Below are 13,084 nucleotides of genomic sequence, written 5' to 3'. Positions count from 1 at the left end.
GCTGACGACGCGGGGGCCCGGGTGTGACGGGACTGAGACGCCATCCGTCCGGCTGCCCGCGCCGATTCTCGCCGCCGAGCGCTGCGATCAATCCATGGGGGAGGCAGCAATGACATCACCGACAGGCATCCGAGAACGCCGTCGTGGAGCAACGAGAGTCGGACGGGTGGCCGTCGCGGTGCTGCTCGCGGCCATCGCGGCGCTGCTGGTGCCGGCGTCGCGGGCGACGGCGGCCACCGGCCGCGCCGCGGGCGCCGACGCGTCAGCGATGATGGCCATCGAGGCACCGCGACACCTTGTGAACGTCAATTCCGGACTGTGCATGGCCGCCCGAGCCGGCAGTGGTGAACGGCCGGTCATCCAGACGACCTGCGACTACAACCACCACGACGAGTACTGGCCGGATCAGTACTGGATCCTGAAGACCGACGAGACGACGCCGGTGGAAAGCTCCCTGCTGCACCTGTGCGTCGCCGCGCGCGGTACCCACGAGACGGCGGCAGTCGCCACGACGTGCGGTTTCTGGCCGGACCAGCAGTGGGCCAAGGGACGCCCGCCGGGCCCGGTGACCCCGTGGTTCCGGATGTCGAACGGAGCGGGATTGTGTCTGGCGGCCCGCGGCTACGCCGAGTCGAGGGTGGTGGCGACCACCTGCGGTTTCGGAGATGACTGGCCGGACCAGCAATGGCTGGCGGTCTGACAGTCGGCTCACGGTCGCCTCGGGACCCCTCGGGGCGACCACGAGGTCAGCGGAGCTGCCCGGCGGCGAGACCGGACTGGAACTGGCGGTGGAAGATCAGGTAGGCGGTGATGACCGGCAGCATGGCGATGGTCATGCCGGCGAACAGGCCGCTGAAGTCGCCTCGATATCCCTCGTTGACGGCGAGGGCGGTGAGGCCCTGGGCGAGGACCCACCTGCGCTCCGCGCCGGCACCCTGCATCAGGACCAGCGGCAGGACGTACTGGTTCCACTGGAACAGGAAGTTGAAGACGGCGACGCTGACCAGGCCGGGGCGGGCCATCGGGAGCATCACGCGGAAGAAGAGGCCGAAGTGGCCGCAGCCGTCCACCATGGCGGCCTCGGCGACAGCCGTGGGCAGGGTGCGGAAGAACGAGGTCAGGAAGAAGACCGTGAACGGCAGCGAGTAGGCCGCGTAGACCAGGGTGAGGCCGGGCAGGGTGCCGAGCAGGCCCAGGTCGCGGACCACGAAGAAGAGCGGGACCAGGGCCAGGAAGACCGGGAACATCATGCCGCCGACGAAGGCGAAGTAGACGATCCGGCTGCCCCGGAACCGGTAGCGGGCCAGCACGTAGGCGGCCATCGCGCCGAACAGCATGGTCAGGGTCAGCGCGCCGGTGACGACGATGGCGCTGTTCAAAAAGTAGCGGCCGATGTGCGCCTCGTTCCAGGCGCGGGCCCAGTTCGCCCAGCGCATCTCCGACGGCAGGCTCCACGGGCTGGTGAGGATCTCGTTGTCGCTCTTGAACGAGCTGAGCACCGCCCAGAGCAGCGGGAGCGTGGTGAGCAGCGCCCAGCCGATCAGGAAGAGATGGGAGACGACGGGAAGGGCCCGGCTCCGCGCGGGCGGGGCCTCCGCCACCGCTTCGGCGGGCGGAGAGCTCAGCACGGCGGTCACAGCTCCACCCGTTCGCGGCGGGTCACCCGCAGGAACATGACGGCCACCGTCAGGGTCAGGAAGAACATCGCCACGCCGATCGCCGACGCGTAACCGAACTGGCCGTCGGCGAACGCGGTCTTGTAGAGCCGCAGCCCGACCACGTCCGACGACGAGCTGGGCCCGCCGTCGGTGATGATCTGCACGACGGCGAACCCGTCGATCGCGACGATCGCCAGGTAGACCCAGGCCACCTGGATGGTGTCCCAGACCAGCGGCACGGTGATCCGGACCAGTGTGGTGAGCCGGTTCGCGCCGTCCAGCAGGGCCGCCTCGTAGAGGTCGCGGGGAATCGACTGCATGGCGGCGCCGAACAGGACGACGTAGAAGCCGACGTTCATCCAGACGAGCACGGCCAGCACGCACCAGAACGCGAACCGGGGGTCACCGAGCCAGGCGACGGCGAGACCGTCCAGCCCGATGCCCCGGAGGAAACCGTTGATCATGCCGGTGTTCGAGGCGTACATCTGTTTCCACAGCACGCCGACGATGGCCACCGACAGCACCTGCGGGAAGAAGTAGACGACGCGGTAGACGCCGGCGCCGCGGACGCCGTGCACGCCCACCCGGTCGGCGCGGCCGCCCACACTGATCATCGAGGCGAAGAAGAGCCCGAGCAGGATCGTCACCACCGGCAGCAGGACGAGCAGCAGCCCGTTGTGCCGCAGCGCGGTCCAGAAGTACTCGTCGCCGAGCAGCCGCTTCAGGTTGTCCGCACCGACGAATTCGTACGTCGGGGACAGCCCGCTCCAGTTCGTACCGGCGATCGGGAACGCCTGCGCGTACGGCGAGACGACGAAGACGCCGTACAGCAGCAGGGGCGGCAGCAGGAAGACGGCGATGAACAGCCGCTTGCCTCGCACGTCAGGCCCGCTTGTACTTCTTGACCGCGGGGTCGGCGGCGAACTCGTCGGCGGACTTCTGCACCTTGTCGCACCACTGGGCGGCGTTGATCCGCTTGGTGAGCAGCTCCAGGGTGGCCGCGTTGACCCGCTCGCGCTCCAGCTTGCGGTAGTACGTGGCGTACAGCCAGGTGAACGCCGAGCCCTGGGAGTCGTCGATCAGCTTGGTGACCGAGGTCAGGCCGGGACCGAGGGACAGGCCCCGCGCGGCGCCGGTGACCGCGGTGAGGCTGCTGACCTTGGTGGTGAAGTCGGCGGCGGCCTTCTTGGAGAGCATGACGCGAAGGTATTCCATGCCGCCCCGGACGTTCTTGCCTTTGGCCGGGACGATGAACGGTTCACCCCCGGTGCCGCGGAACGCCGCGTAGGACATCTTGTCGCCGGTGGTGAGGCTCGGCGTCGGCGCGACGGCCATGTCGAAGCCGGGCGGGGTGACCGCTTTCATCTCGTTCTCCAGCCACGATCCGCAGGAGATGAACGCGGCGTGCCCGCGGGCCCACTCGGTCTGCGCCTGGATGTGGTCCATCCCCTCGGCGCCCGGCTGCAGGAACCCGTCGACGGCGAGCTGGTAGTACGCCTCGGCGGCGGCCCGCACCGCGTCGCTCTTCCAGGCGCCCGGCTCCAGGTTGTCGATCGCCTTGATCACCTCGAGGCCGCCGAGCTTGGCGGCCGCGGTCAGGATCGGCCAGCTCATGTAGCGGGCGTGCACGCCGGTGTACGCCCACGGCGCGATCCCGGCCGCCTTGATCTTCTTGCACAGCGCGATCATCTCGGGCCAGGTCCTCGGGTACTCCCAGCCCTTGGCCTGGAACAGCTTGCGCGAGTACCAGATGCCGTACGCCGAGTAGGTGTAGTTCAGCGCGAGGAACTTCCCGTCGTACGACCCGACGTCGACGATCCCGGGCAGCAGGGTGTCGCGGACCTTCGTCGACGGATCGTCCAGGCTGGGCGCGTCGAGCAGCGCCCCGAGGTCGGTCAGCGCGCCCTGCGAGACCAGCCCGTTGAAGTCGATCTGGCTGCCGCCGGAGTTGTCCACGACGTCCGGCGGATCCCCGGCGACGAAGCGGGGCTGCAGGGTCTCGGCGATCTGCTGGGTGGCCGAGTGCTTGATCTCCGCCTTCGGGTAGCGCTCCCGGTACATCGCCTCGTGCGCCTTGGCGTACTCCTCGCCGAACCCGCCGTTGAAGATCACCACTTCGAGGGGCGCGTCGTCCTTGACACCGAGCGGGTTGGCCGCGCTGACCTCGCCCTTGGCGCCGGTGCCGGTGTCCTTGGCGTCGTCGCCGCCCATCGCGCACCCGCCGATCGTGCCCGCGGCGGCGACCCCCGCCGCGCCCCGCAGCAGCCCGCGGCGGCTGATCCCAGATGTCATGTCTCAACTCCCAGCTGTGAGGTGCCAACCGTCGGCGGCGAGGGTGGTCCGGCCGTCGACGAGGATCGCTCCGGGTTCGACCACCCGGAGACGGTCGACCAGGACGCCGCGGCCCTGCGAGCTGGCGTCGGTGTGATAGGTGAAGCGCAGTCGCGTGACGCCGGCCGGGACGCTGATGGTGGCCGGCCACCAGTGCCGGCCGCCGAACCCGGAGATCTGCGCCAGCGGCTCGATCCCCGGCAGAGTCATCGGTACGGGCGCCCAGCTCACCCCGTCCGCCGAGGACTCCAGCCGGACCGTGTCGTGCGCCGGCTCCGTGTCGTACCAGAACAGGAACGAACCTCGCGCCTGCTCGCCCGCCGCGCGCCGCAGCGGCGCGGTCAGCGTCAGGTCGGCGCCGTCGCGCGTCTCGGTGCGCCACGGACGGTCGCCGGGTGGCGCCGCGATCGGGTGGGCGGCGGCGAAGGCCCGGGCCAGCGCGCGCCGGGCCACGTTGTTGCTGCCCCAGGCGCGGTCGGGGTGCACCCGGTTGCTGAGCAGGATCAGGAACGACTGGTCGAGCGGGTCGATCACCAGGGACGTGCCGGTGAAGCCGGTGTGCCCGAAGCTGACCGGCGAGGTCATCCCGTCCATGTACCAGTGTTTGGCCAGCTCGAAGCCGAGGCCGCGGGCGCTGTCCGGGTACCGCGGCAGCAACTCGGCGTTGTAGTCGACCAACGCCTGCCGGACCATCGGCGTGGACAGGATCCGGTGCCCGCGGTAGGTGCCGCCGTCGAGCAGCGTCTGGCAGAGGATCGCCAGGTCGTCGACGGTGGAGAAGACTCCGGCGTGCCCGGCCACCCCGCCGAGCGACCAGGCGTTCTCGTCGTGCACCTCGCCCCGGACCATCCCCCGGTTCACGTACGGCTCGTACTCCGTGGCGGCGATCCGGTCGAGCAGCTCCGGGGCCGGCCGGTAGCCGGTGTCGCGCATCCGCAGCGGCCCGGTCACGCCGTCGTGCACCGCGTCGGCCAGGCTCTCGCCGGTGACCCGCTCGATCAGCACGCCGAGCGAGATCAGCCCGATGTCGGAGTAGACGTACTGCTCACCGGGTGTGGTCCCGGCGGTGACCGGCGTGCTGAGCGCCGCGGCGAGCCGGGTCTCGGGCGTCGGATAGCTGGCGTAGAACGGCCGGAAGGCGGGCAGGCCGGAGGTGTGGGTGAGCAGATGCCGGGTGGTGATCGCCGCCTTGCCGCCGGCCGCGAACTCCGGAACGTACCTGGCGACCGGCGCGTCCAGGTCCACCCGGCCGGCCTGCACCTGCTGGAGCACCACGATGGTGGTGAACAGCTTGGAGATCGAGGCGAGGTCCCACAGCGTGTCGGTACGGGCCGGGATGCGCCGCTCGGCCGGCAGCTCGACGATCCCGGTGGGGCCGGCGCCGTAGCGCACCGCGTCGCCGACAGCGAACCGGGACACCACGATGCCGTGGTGGGCGGCGAGCACGGTGGCCCCCGCGTAGGCGGGGTGCCCGGGGTGGTCGAGGGTCGGCTCCAGGTACGACGCGGCGATGCCGGGCAGCGCCGCGACCTGGTCGGCGAGCAGGCCGGCCTGGCCGGCGGTGCCGGGGCGCAGCACGTCGTGGCGGAAGTGGATGTCGGCCGGGGTGACCGTGGGCAGGCCGGTGACGAGACCGGCGACCACGCTGAGCACTAGTCTGATCATCAACGCCTCTCCATGCATCGATCCGTTGAGGATGAATGTTTCCTTCACAAGTCGCAAGGGGAGCGAAGCTTATTGCCATCCAGCGGTGACCCGGCTACCTTCGGGCACCATGCGAACGCGTCCTGTCGCTCTTCTCGCCCTCGCGGCCCTCAGCGTCACGCTCCTGGCCGCGCCGGCGAACGCATCGTCTCCGATCGATTCCATAGTGGCCCGGATGACGCTCCCGGAGAAGGTCGGTCAGCTTTTCACCACCTACGTCTACGGAAACGACGCCACCGCGGCGTCCCCCGACAACCGTCGTCTCTACGGCGTCGACACACCGGCCGAAGTGGTCAAGAAGTACCACCTGGGTGGAGTCATCTACTTCGCCTGGACGAACAGCCTGCAGAACATCCGCCAGATCACTACCCTCAGCAACGGACTACAGGCCGCCGCCGAGGGCGTGCCCCTCACCATCGCCACCGATCAGGAGCACGGCGTGGTCTCGCGGATGCCGGCTCCGGCCACCCAGTTCCCGGGCGGGATGGCGCTCGGCGCCGGCCGCGACCCGATCGGCGCGTTCCGCACCGGCCAGGTCACCGGCCAGGAGCTGCGCGCCGTCGGGATCAACCAGGCCTGGGCGCCGGACGCCGACGTCAACGTGAACCCGGCCAACCCGGTGATCGGTGTCCGCTCCTTCGGCAGCGACCCCGGCCTGGTCGCGACGATGACCGCGAGCCAGATCCTCGGCCTCCAGCTGGGCGCGAACACCTCGGCGGCCGCCAAGCACTTCCCCGGCCACGGCGACACCGCGACCGACAGTCACACCGGGCTGCCGGTGATCACCCACACCCGCGCCGAGTGGGAGCGGATCGACGCGCCACCGTTCAAGGCCGCCGTCGCCGCCGGCGTCGACGCCATCATGAGCGCGCACATCGTGGTGCCGGCACTCGACCCGTCCGGCGATCCGGCCACCCTGTCCCAGCCGATCATCACCGGACTGCTGCGTGAGGAGCTCGGCTACCGCGGGGTGATCGTCACCGACTCCCTGGAGATGGCCGGGGTCCGGGAGAGGTACGGCGACGACCGGGTGCCGGTGCTGGCGCTCAAGGCCGGCGTGGACATGCTGCTGATGCCGCCGAACTTCGACGTGGCGTACCACGCGGTGCTCGACGCGGTGGCCTCCGGGGAGCTGACCGAGGGGCGGATCGACCAGTCCGTACGCCGGATCCTGGCGCTCAAGCAGAAACGCGGCCTGCTCACCTGGACCCCGCTGGACCCGGCCGCCGCCGAGGCGTCGGTGGGATCGGCGGCGCACCTGACCATCGCTCAGTCCGTTACCGATCGGAGCGTCACCGCGATCCGCAACGACGCGGGGCTGCTCCCCTACCCCGCCACCGGCAAGTCGATACTGGTCACCGGCGCGAGCGCGGTCACCTCGCTGGCCACCGCGCTGCACGCCACGCCGCTGGTCACCGCCAGCACCGACGAGGCGGTGGCGGCGGCGCGGGACCACGACCTGACGGTGGTGCTCACCAACAACGTGAGCGCGGGATCCGCCCAGCAGGCCCTGGTCAAAGCCCTGATCGCGACCGGCCGGCCGATCGTCGTGGTGGCCGTCCGCAACCCCTACGACCTCACCAGGTTCCCCGAGGCCGCCACCTATCTGGCCACCTACAGCACCACAGCGGTGTCCATGCGGTCCCTTGCCAAGGTCATCACCGGCGGGTCCGCCCCGCGCGGCAAGCTGCCGGTCGAGATTCCCGGCCTCTATCCGTACGGCCACGGCCTGACCTGGAGCGTCACGTGAACCGCAGAGGGTTCCTGGCCGGCGGCGCCGCCCTGGCGTCCGGCGCCGCCAAGCCCGGCCTCTTCCCTCACCTCCCGGTCAGGACCGGGATGGATCGCCTCGCCGCGGACGGCTGGGCCGCCGTCCGGGGTGAGCGGATCGGCGTGGTCGCCAACCCGACCGCCGTCGACCGCGAATACCGGCACCTGGTCGACCGGATGCACGCCGACGGCGTCACCATCGGCGGGGTCTTCGGCCCGGAGCACGGTTTCCGCGGCTCGGCCCAGGCCGGCGGCAGCGAGGGCACCGGCATCGACGCCCGCACCGGCCTGACCGTCTACGACGCCTACCTGGCGTCGCCGGAGAAGTGGGTGCGGATGTTCACCGCCGCCGGGGTGCGCACCGTGGTCTTCGACATCCAGGACGTCGGCGCCCGCTTCTACACCTACATCTACACGCTGTACGACTCGATGGCCGCCGCCGCCCGGCTCGGCCTGCGCTACGTGGTGCTGGACCGGCCCAACCCGATCGGCGGCCGGGCGTACGGGCCGATGATGACCGACGGCTACACCTCCGGGGTGGGCCGGCTCGCCATCGTGCAGCAGCACGGGATGACCGTCGGCGAGCTGGCCCGGTTCTACAACGGCGAGTTCCTGACCGACCCGGTGGACCTCGAGGTGATCACCTGCACCGGGTGGACCGGGCGGCTGCGGGCCGGCGACACCGACCTGCCGTGGGTGCTGCCCAGTCCCAACATGCCCACCCCGGACACCGCTGTGGTCTACCCCGGCACCGGCATGTTCGAGGGGGTGTCGTCGCTCTCCGAGGGGCGCGGCACCACCCGGCCGTTCGAGCTGATCGGCGGGCCGGGCTTCGACTACCGCTGGGGCGACCGGGTGGCGGCGCTGAACCTGCCGGGGGTGGCGTTCCGGGAGGCGTACTTCACGCCGACGTTCAACAAGTTCGCCGGCCAGCTGTGCGCCGGCGTCGAGGTGAAGGTGACCGACCAGGCGTCCTTCGATCCGATCCGGACCGCGGTCGGGATGCTGGTCGAGGCGCGCAAGGAGGCCGCGTTCTCCTGGCGGGTGGACGGCGGCACCAGGTACTGGATCGACCTGCTCACCGGGTCGGCGCGGCTGCGCACGATGATCGACGCGGGCGCGACGACCGGCGAGGTGACCGGCGCCTGGGCCACCGAGCTGGCCGCGTTCGGCAGGCAACGGCTGCCGTATCTGCTCTACTCCCGGTTCGGGTCATGAGTGGAGCCGGTCAGCCGGGCGTGCATCACCGGGGGCACGGGGGCGCCGGTGAGCCGTCCGATGGCCAGCGCGGCAGCCCCGGCGGCGCCGTCGAGCGCCGGCCGGGGCGGGGTGGCGGTGCGTGCCAGCAGTCCGGCGCGCACCGCCCGGCTCACCGGGCCGGGGTTGAGCAGCACGGAGCCGGCGATGACGGTGTTCCTCGCCGGCCCGATGGTGTCGTAGGTGTGCAGCAGCTTCTCCGCGGCCCGGGCACAGATCGCGGTGGCGACCGGATCGCCCCGCTCGGCGGCCTCGCCGGTCAGCGGTGCGAGCCGGCCCAGCTCGGCGGGTGGCACCGCGAATGCCCGGGCCAGCAGCGCTTGGGCCACGTCCTCGTTCCGGTCGGCCTCGATCGAGAAATAGGCCGGCAGGACCTCGCGGAGCACGGTCGCCTCGCCGCGCCCGTCGAGCGCGGCCAGCCCGGCCCGGAGTGCCCGGATGCCGATCCACACCGCCGACCCCTCGTCGCCGAGCAGCCACCCGTACCCGTCACAGCGGCGGTCCAGAACGCCGCCCCAGAAGCGCGCCGCCAGCGCCCCGGTGCCGGCGAGCAGCAACACGCCGTCCGGCTCCGCCGAGCCGGCCGCGAACGCCACCTCCAGGTCGGTCACCGTGTCCATCTCGCCACGCAGCCCGGCGTCCTGCCATGCTTGCCGTGCGGCCGCCCGGAACCTCTCCCGGCCGGCGCCCGCCGACCCGGCCGCCCCGAGGATCCCGCCGAGCACCGCCGTACGATCAACCGTGCCCAATGCCGCGGCCAGCGCCAACCCGAGGGCCGCGCTCATCTCCCCGCCGCTGCTGTTGGCGTTCGCGCCCCCGGCCGTACCCCGGCCGACCACGACGCCGTCGAGGGTGGCGACCACACATCGCGTGGTCGTGGCACCCGCATCGACTCCCATCACCATCGCGCTCATAGGTGGAGAATATTGACCATCGGAGCCGAGCAAAGGAAGATTTTCTCCATGACTGGCCGAAAGCGCAGCCTGCCACCCGCCCCACCCTCGGCCGAAACTGTGGTTCGCGCCCGCGGCCTGCTGCCGTCGCTCTCGCCGGCCGAGCAACGCGTCGCCCAGGTGATCATCGACGAGGCGGACACCGCGTCCCGGCTCACCATCACCGACCTGGCCGAGCGGGCCGGTTCCAGCGAGACCACGGTGATCCGGTTCTGCCGGGCGATGGGCTTCGCCGGCTATTCCGAGCTGCGGCTCACCCTGGCCGCCGAGGCCGGCGCCGGGCAGGCCGGGCGCGCACTCACCGACCCGCCGGTGGGCAGCGACATCAGCGAGACCGACGACCTGGCCCAGGTGGTCAAGAAGATCGCCTTCGCGGATGCCCGGGCCGTCGAGGAGACCGCCTCGCAGATCGACGTCGCGGTCCTGGAGCAGGTGGTCGGCCTGGTCGCCGGGGCCCGCCGGGTGGACATCTACGGGGTCGGCGCCAGCGCCTTCGTGGCGCTCGACTTCCAGCAGAAACTGCACCGGATCGGCCGGATCGCCTACGCCTGGAGCGACACCCACCTGGCCCTGACCAGCGCCGCCCTGCTGGACGAGCGGGACGTGGCGTTCGGCATCTCGCACACCGGCACCACCAGCGACACCATCGACGCGTTCGCCGAGGCCGGCCGGCACGGCGCCAAGCTGGTCGCGCTGACGAACTTCCCGAAGTCACCGATCACCCGGGTCGCCGACCTGGTGCTGACCACCGCGGCACGGGAGACCACGTTCCGGTCCGGCGCGATGGCCAGCCGGCTCGCCCAGCTCACCGTGATCGACTGCGTGTTCGTGGGCGTCGCGCAGCGCACCTACCAGCAGACCCGCGCGGCGCTCGACGCCACCTACACCGCGGTGCGGGGCAGACGGATCGACACCGAGCGCAGACGCGGCGCCACCGCGCCGGACGAGCGCGGCGGTCGCGGGTGAGGCCCGTGGACGAGGTGCCGCTCTCGCGCACCGAGCAGCGCAACCCACGCAGCGCCGCGATCGACCGGATGCCCACCATGGAACTGCTCCACCTGATCAACGCCGAGGACCGGCAGGTGCCGATAGCGGTCGCCGGCGTGCTGCCCGAGCTGGCCGCCGCCGTCGACCTGGCGGTGGCCGCGCTGGCCGCCGGCCACCGGGTGCACTACTTCGGGGCGGGCACCTCGGGACGCATCGCGGTGCTGGACGCGGCCGAGCTGATCCCGACGTTCGGGCTGGAGCCGGGGCGGGTGGTGGCGCACATCGCGGGCGGGCCACGGGCCCTGACCCTGCCGGCGGAGGCCGCCGAGGACGACGAGACAGCCGGCACGGCGGCGGCCGGCGACGTGGTGGCCGGGGACGTGGTGGTCGGGGTCACAGCGAGCGGGCGGACGCCGTACGTCAAAGCCGCTCTCGGCGAAGCGCGGTCGCGCGGCGCGCGGACCGTCCTGGTCTCGGCGAACCCGGCGTCCCCGATCGCGGCCGGCGTCGACGTGCACGTCGCTCCGGACACCGGGCCGGAGGTGCTCACCGGGTCCACCCGGATGAAGGCCGGGACGGCGCAGAAACTCGTGCTCAACGCGTTCTCCACGGCGACCATGGTGCGGCTCGGCCGGACCTACTCGAACCTGATGACCGACATGCTGGCCAGCAACGCCAAGCTGCGCGACCGGCAACTGCGGATCCTGGCCGAGGCGACCGGCGCCGACCGGGACAGCTGCCGGGAGGCGTTGCTGGCCTCCGGCGGCGATGCCAAGGTCGCGGTGGTCACGCTGATCGCCGGCACCACTGCGGAACTCGCCGGGCGCGCCCTGGCCGAGACCGAGGGCCACGTGCACCGGGCGTTACGGCTGCTGGACCACGTCGCCGGATAGCGGCAGCCGCATCCGCACCCGGAACCCGCCCTCCTCGGTGGGACCCGACTCGACGGTCCCGTGCAGCAGTTCGGCGCGTTCGCGCAGACCGATCAAGCCCAGGTGGCCGCCGGGGAGCGGCAGCGCCGGCCGGGACGGCGGGCTGTTGGTCACGGTGACGCCGACGTACGCGTCGTCGCGCCACAGTTCGACTCTCGCCGCGGCATCCGGGGCGTGCTTGCGTACGTTGGTCAGCGCCTCCTGCACCGTACGGTAAAGCGCCCGTTGCGCGGGAGTCCCGGCCTCCGTGTCGAGGTCGCCCTCGAACTCCACCTTGATCCCGCTAGCCTCGATCAGCGCGGGCAGGTCGGCGAGCGTGGGCTGCGGGGTGAGCGGCGTGTGCCCCTCGCTGGAGGCGCGCAGCAGGGTGACCATGGTCCGCAACTCGTCGAGGGTCCCCGAGCTCAGCCGCCGGATGTTGCGGGCCGCCTCCTTCACCGCCGGATCCGCCGACACCACCTGCAGCGCGCCGGCCTGCACCGCGATCAGACTGACCTGGTGCGACACCACGTCGTGCATCTCCCGGGCCAGCTGCGCGCGCTCCCGTGCCAGCACCGCCTCGGCGTGCCTGACCCGTTCCTTCTCCTTCGCCTGCTCGATCTCCACGATCCGTTGCCGCAGGTCGTAACGGGTCTGCACGAGCTGGCCGAGCAGGATCGGCAGCACCGCGGTGCCCAGCGCGTAGCCGAAGGTGACCAGGTTCCCGCTGTCCCACACCGGGTCGTCGGCCAGCGGCGACGGCACCGCGGCCGCCAGTGCCGCCACCACCGCGCAGCAGATCAGCGGCCGCCGGTTGCGGGACTGCGCCGAGTAGCTGTAGAGCGTGGCGAACGGCGCGACCAGAGCCGCCTGGGTCAGCACCGCGGGCACCGTGAGCAGGAACGCCACCACCGGGAACCGATGGCGGAAGAGGACCGCGAGGCAGGCCACCGCGCCGATGCTGATGTCCAGTGCCTTGTCGTGACCGAGGCCGAACCAGACGTCGAAGGCGGCCACCGCGAACAGGGCCGCCTGGATCAGCTGCCGCCGGCGGCTCACCGGTCGTCGTCCAGGGTGCGCCACATGGTCCGGTAGGCGGTCGGCGACAGCACCACGCCACCGGAGGCCAGGGTGCGGACCAGATTCGCCATGTCCTCCGGGTCGGTGTCCTTGAGCAGGAAACCGGCGGCGCCGTTGCGCAGCGCGGTCATCACGTACTCGTCGGCGTCGAAGGTGGTCAGCATCGCGATGGCCGGCGGCTCGGGCAGGCTCCGCAGCTCCGCCAGCACGGTCAGGCCGTCCACGTCCGGCATCCGGATGTCGAGCAGCACGACATCGGGGCGGTGCTCGACGACCGCGTCGACCGCGCCACTCCCGCTGGTCGCCGCGACGACCTCGATGTCGGCCGCCGCGCCGAGGATCATCCGCAGCCCGGACCGCACCACGTCCTCGTCGTCGACCACCATCACGCGAATTGTCATACCCCTCCTGTTGAATCAAGGTCATTCTCACA

12 protein-coding genes are annotated in these 13,084 nt (G+C 71.5%); 5 read left to right on the top strand and 7 right to left on the bottom strand.

Annotated features, from left to right (window positions below):
* The first annotated feature begins 166 nt into the window (after positions 1–166).
* The gene (locus tag Actob_RS16300) at positions 167–700 is read left to right on the top strand and encodes a ricin-type beta-trefoil lectin domain protein (protein ID WP_284921038.1); all 534 of its coding nucleotides are present in this window, start codon (positions 167–169) and stop codon (positions 698–700) included.
* A gap of 46 nt (positions 701–746) precedes the next feature.
* Here Actob_RS16300 and Actob_RS16295 read toward each other — a convergent pair whose 3' ends face one another.
* The 4 genes from Actob_RS16295 to Actob_RS16280 are packed head-to-tail and all read right to left on the bottom strand — an operon-like array spanning position 747 to position 5,654.
* Positions 747–1,637 carry a carbohydrate ABC transporter permease gene (locus Actob_RS16295; protein WP_407653659.1) on the bottom strand — a complete coding sequence of 297 codons (891 nt, stop codon included), beginning with the start codon at positions 1,635–1,637 and terminating at the stop codon, positions 747–749.
* A complete protein-coding gene (locus tag Actob_RS16290) occupies positions 1,634–2,539 on the bottom strand; it encodes a carbohydrate ABC transporter permease (protein WP_284921037.1) in 906 nt (301 codons plus the stop codon). Before Actob_RS16290 ends, Actob_RS16295 begins: the two co-directional genes overlap by 4 nt.
* Before the next feature lies 1 nt (position 2,540).
* The gene (ngcE, locus tag Actob_RS16285) at positions 2,541–3,950 is read right to left on the bottom strand and encodes an N-acetylglucosamine/diacetylchitobiose ABC transporter substrate-binding protein (RefSeq protein ID WP_284921036.1); all 1,410 of its coding nucleotides are present in this window, start codon (positions 3,948–3,950) and stop codon (positions 2,541–2,543) included.
* 3 nt (positions 3,951–3,953) lie between these two features.
* On the bottom strand, positions 3,954–5,654 hold the full coding sequence (locus Actob_RS16280; RefSeq protein ID WP_284921035.1) for a serine hydrolase domain-containing protein: 1,701 nt from the start codon (positions 5,652–5,654) through the stop codon (positions 3,954–3,956).
* Positions 5,655–5,763: 109 nt separating this feature from the next.
* On the opposite strand from Actob_RS16280, the gene Actob_RS16275 reads away from it, so the two are divergent.
* Both Actob_RS16275 and Actob_RS16270 read left to right on the top strand, forming a co-directional pair.
* Entirely contained in the window at positions 5,764–7,443 is a 1,680-nt protein-coding gene (locus tag Actob_RS16275; protein ID WP_284921034.1) for a glycoside hydrolase family 3 protein, read from the top strand.
* A complete protein-coding gene (locus Actob_RS16270) occupies positions 7,440–8,681 on the top strand; it encodes an exo-beta-N-acetylmuramidase NamZ family protein (RefSeq protein WP_284921033.1) in 1,242 nt (413 codons plus the stop codon). The genes Actob_RS16275 and Actob_RS16270 overlap by 4 nt, the downstream gene beginning before the upstream one ends.
* On the opposite strand, the gene Actob_RS16265 is transcribed toward Actob_RS16270, so the two are convergent.
* On the bottom strand, positions 8,660–9,634 hold the full coding sequence (locus Actob_RS16265; protein WP_284921032.1) for an N-acetylglucosamine kinase: 975 nt from the start codon (positions 9,632–9,634) through the stop codon (positions 8,660–8,662). The genes Actob_RS16270 and Actob_RS16265 overlap by 22 nt on opposite strands.
* 48 nt (positions 9,635–9,682) lie before the next feature.
* On the opposite strand from Actob_RS16265, the gene Actob_RS16260 reads away from it, so the two are divergent.
* Positions 9,683–10,639, top strand: a complete 957-nt coding sequence (locus Actob_RS16260) for a MurR/RpiR family transcriptional regulator (RefSeq protein WP_284921031.1) — start codon at positions 9,683–9,685, stop codon at positions 10,637–10,639.
* Between the two features lie 5 nt (positions 10,640–10,644).
* Positions 10,645–11,553, top strand: a complete 909-nt coding sequence (murQ, locus tag Actob_RS16255; protein ID WP_328518431.1) for an N-acetylmuramic acid 6-phosphate etherase — start codon at positions 10,645–10,647, stop codon at positions 11,551–11,553.
* On the opposite strand, the gene Actob_RS16250 is transcribed toward murQ, so the two are convergent.
* Positions 11,524–12,630 (bottom strand): sensor histidine kinase, encoded by a 1,107-nt coding sequence (locus Actob_RS16250; RefSeq protein WP_284921029.1) that lies wholly within the window; start codon positions 12,628–12,630, stop codon positions 11,524–11,526. The two genes, murQ and Actob_RS16250, sit on opposite strands and share 30 nt — an antisense overlap.
* Positions 12,627–13,052: a response regulator gene (locus tag Actob_RS16245; RefSeq protein ID WP_284921028.1), complete on the bottom strand. Its 426-nt coding sequence runs from the start codon at positions 13,050–13,052 to the stop codon at positions 12,627–12,629. Before Actob_RS16245 ends, Actob_RS16250 begins: the two co-directional genes overlap by 4 nt.
* Positions 13,053–13,084 lie beyond the last annotated feature (32 nt).

The sequence above is a fragment of the Actinoplanes oblitus genome, assembly GCF_030252345.1.
Lineage (GTDB): Bacteria > Actinomycetota > Actinomycetes > Mycobacteriales > Micromonosporaceae > Actinoplanes > Actinoplanes oblitus.
This window is presented reverse-complemented; position numbering and strand designations above follow the sequence as displayed.

Bases quoted from the DNA above. Each gene is read 5' to 3' on its own strand.
- Actob_RS16280 (WP_284921035.1), bottom strand. From the start codon at position 5,654: ATGATCAGACTAGTGCTCAGCGTGGTCGCCGGTCTCGTCACCGGCCTG.
- Actob_RS16260 (WP_284921031.1), top strand. From the start codon at position 9,683: ATGACTGGCCGAAAGCGCAGCCTGCCACCCGCCCCACCCTCGGCCGAA.
- Actob_RS16265 (WP_284921032.1), bottom strand. From the start codon at position 9,634: ATGAGCGCGATGGTGATGGGAGTCGATGCGGGTGCCACGACCACGCGA.
- ngcE (WP_284921036.1), bottom strand. From the start codon at position 3,950: ATGACATCTGGGATCAGCCGCCGCGGGCTGCTGCGGGGCGCGGCGGGG.
- Actob_RS16245 (WP_284921028.1), bottom strand. From the start codon at position 13,052: ATGACAATTCGCGTGATGGTGGTCGACGACGAGGACGTGGTGCGGTCC.
- Actob_RS16275 (WP_284921034.1), top strand. From the start codon at position 5,764: ATGCGAACGCGTCCTGTCGCTCTTCTCGCCCTCGCGGCCCTCAGCGTC.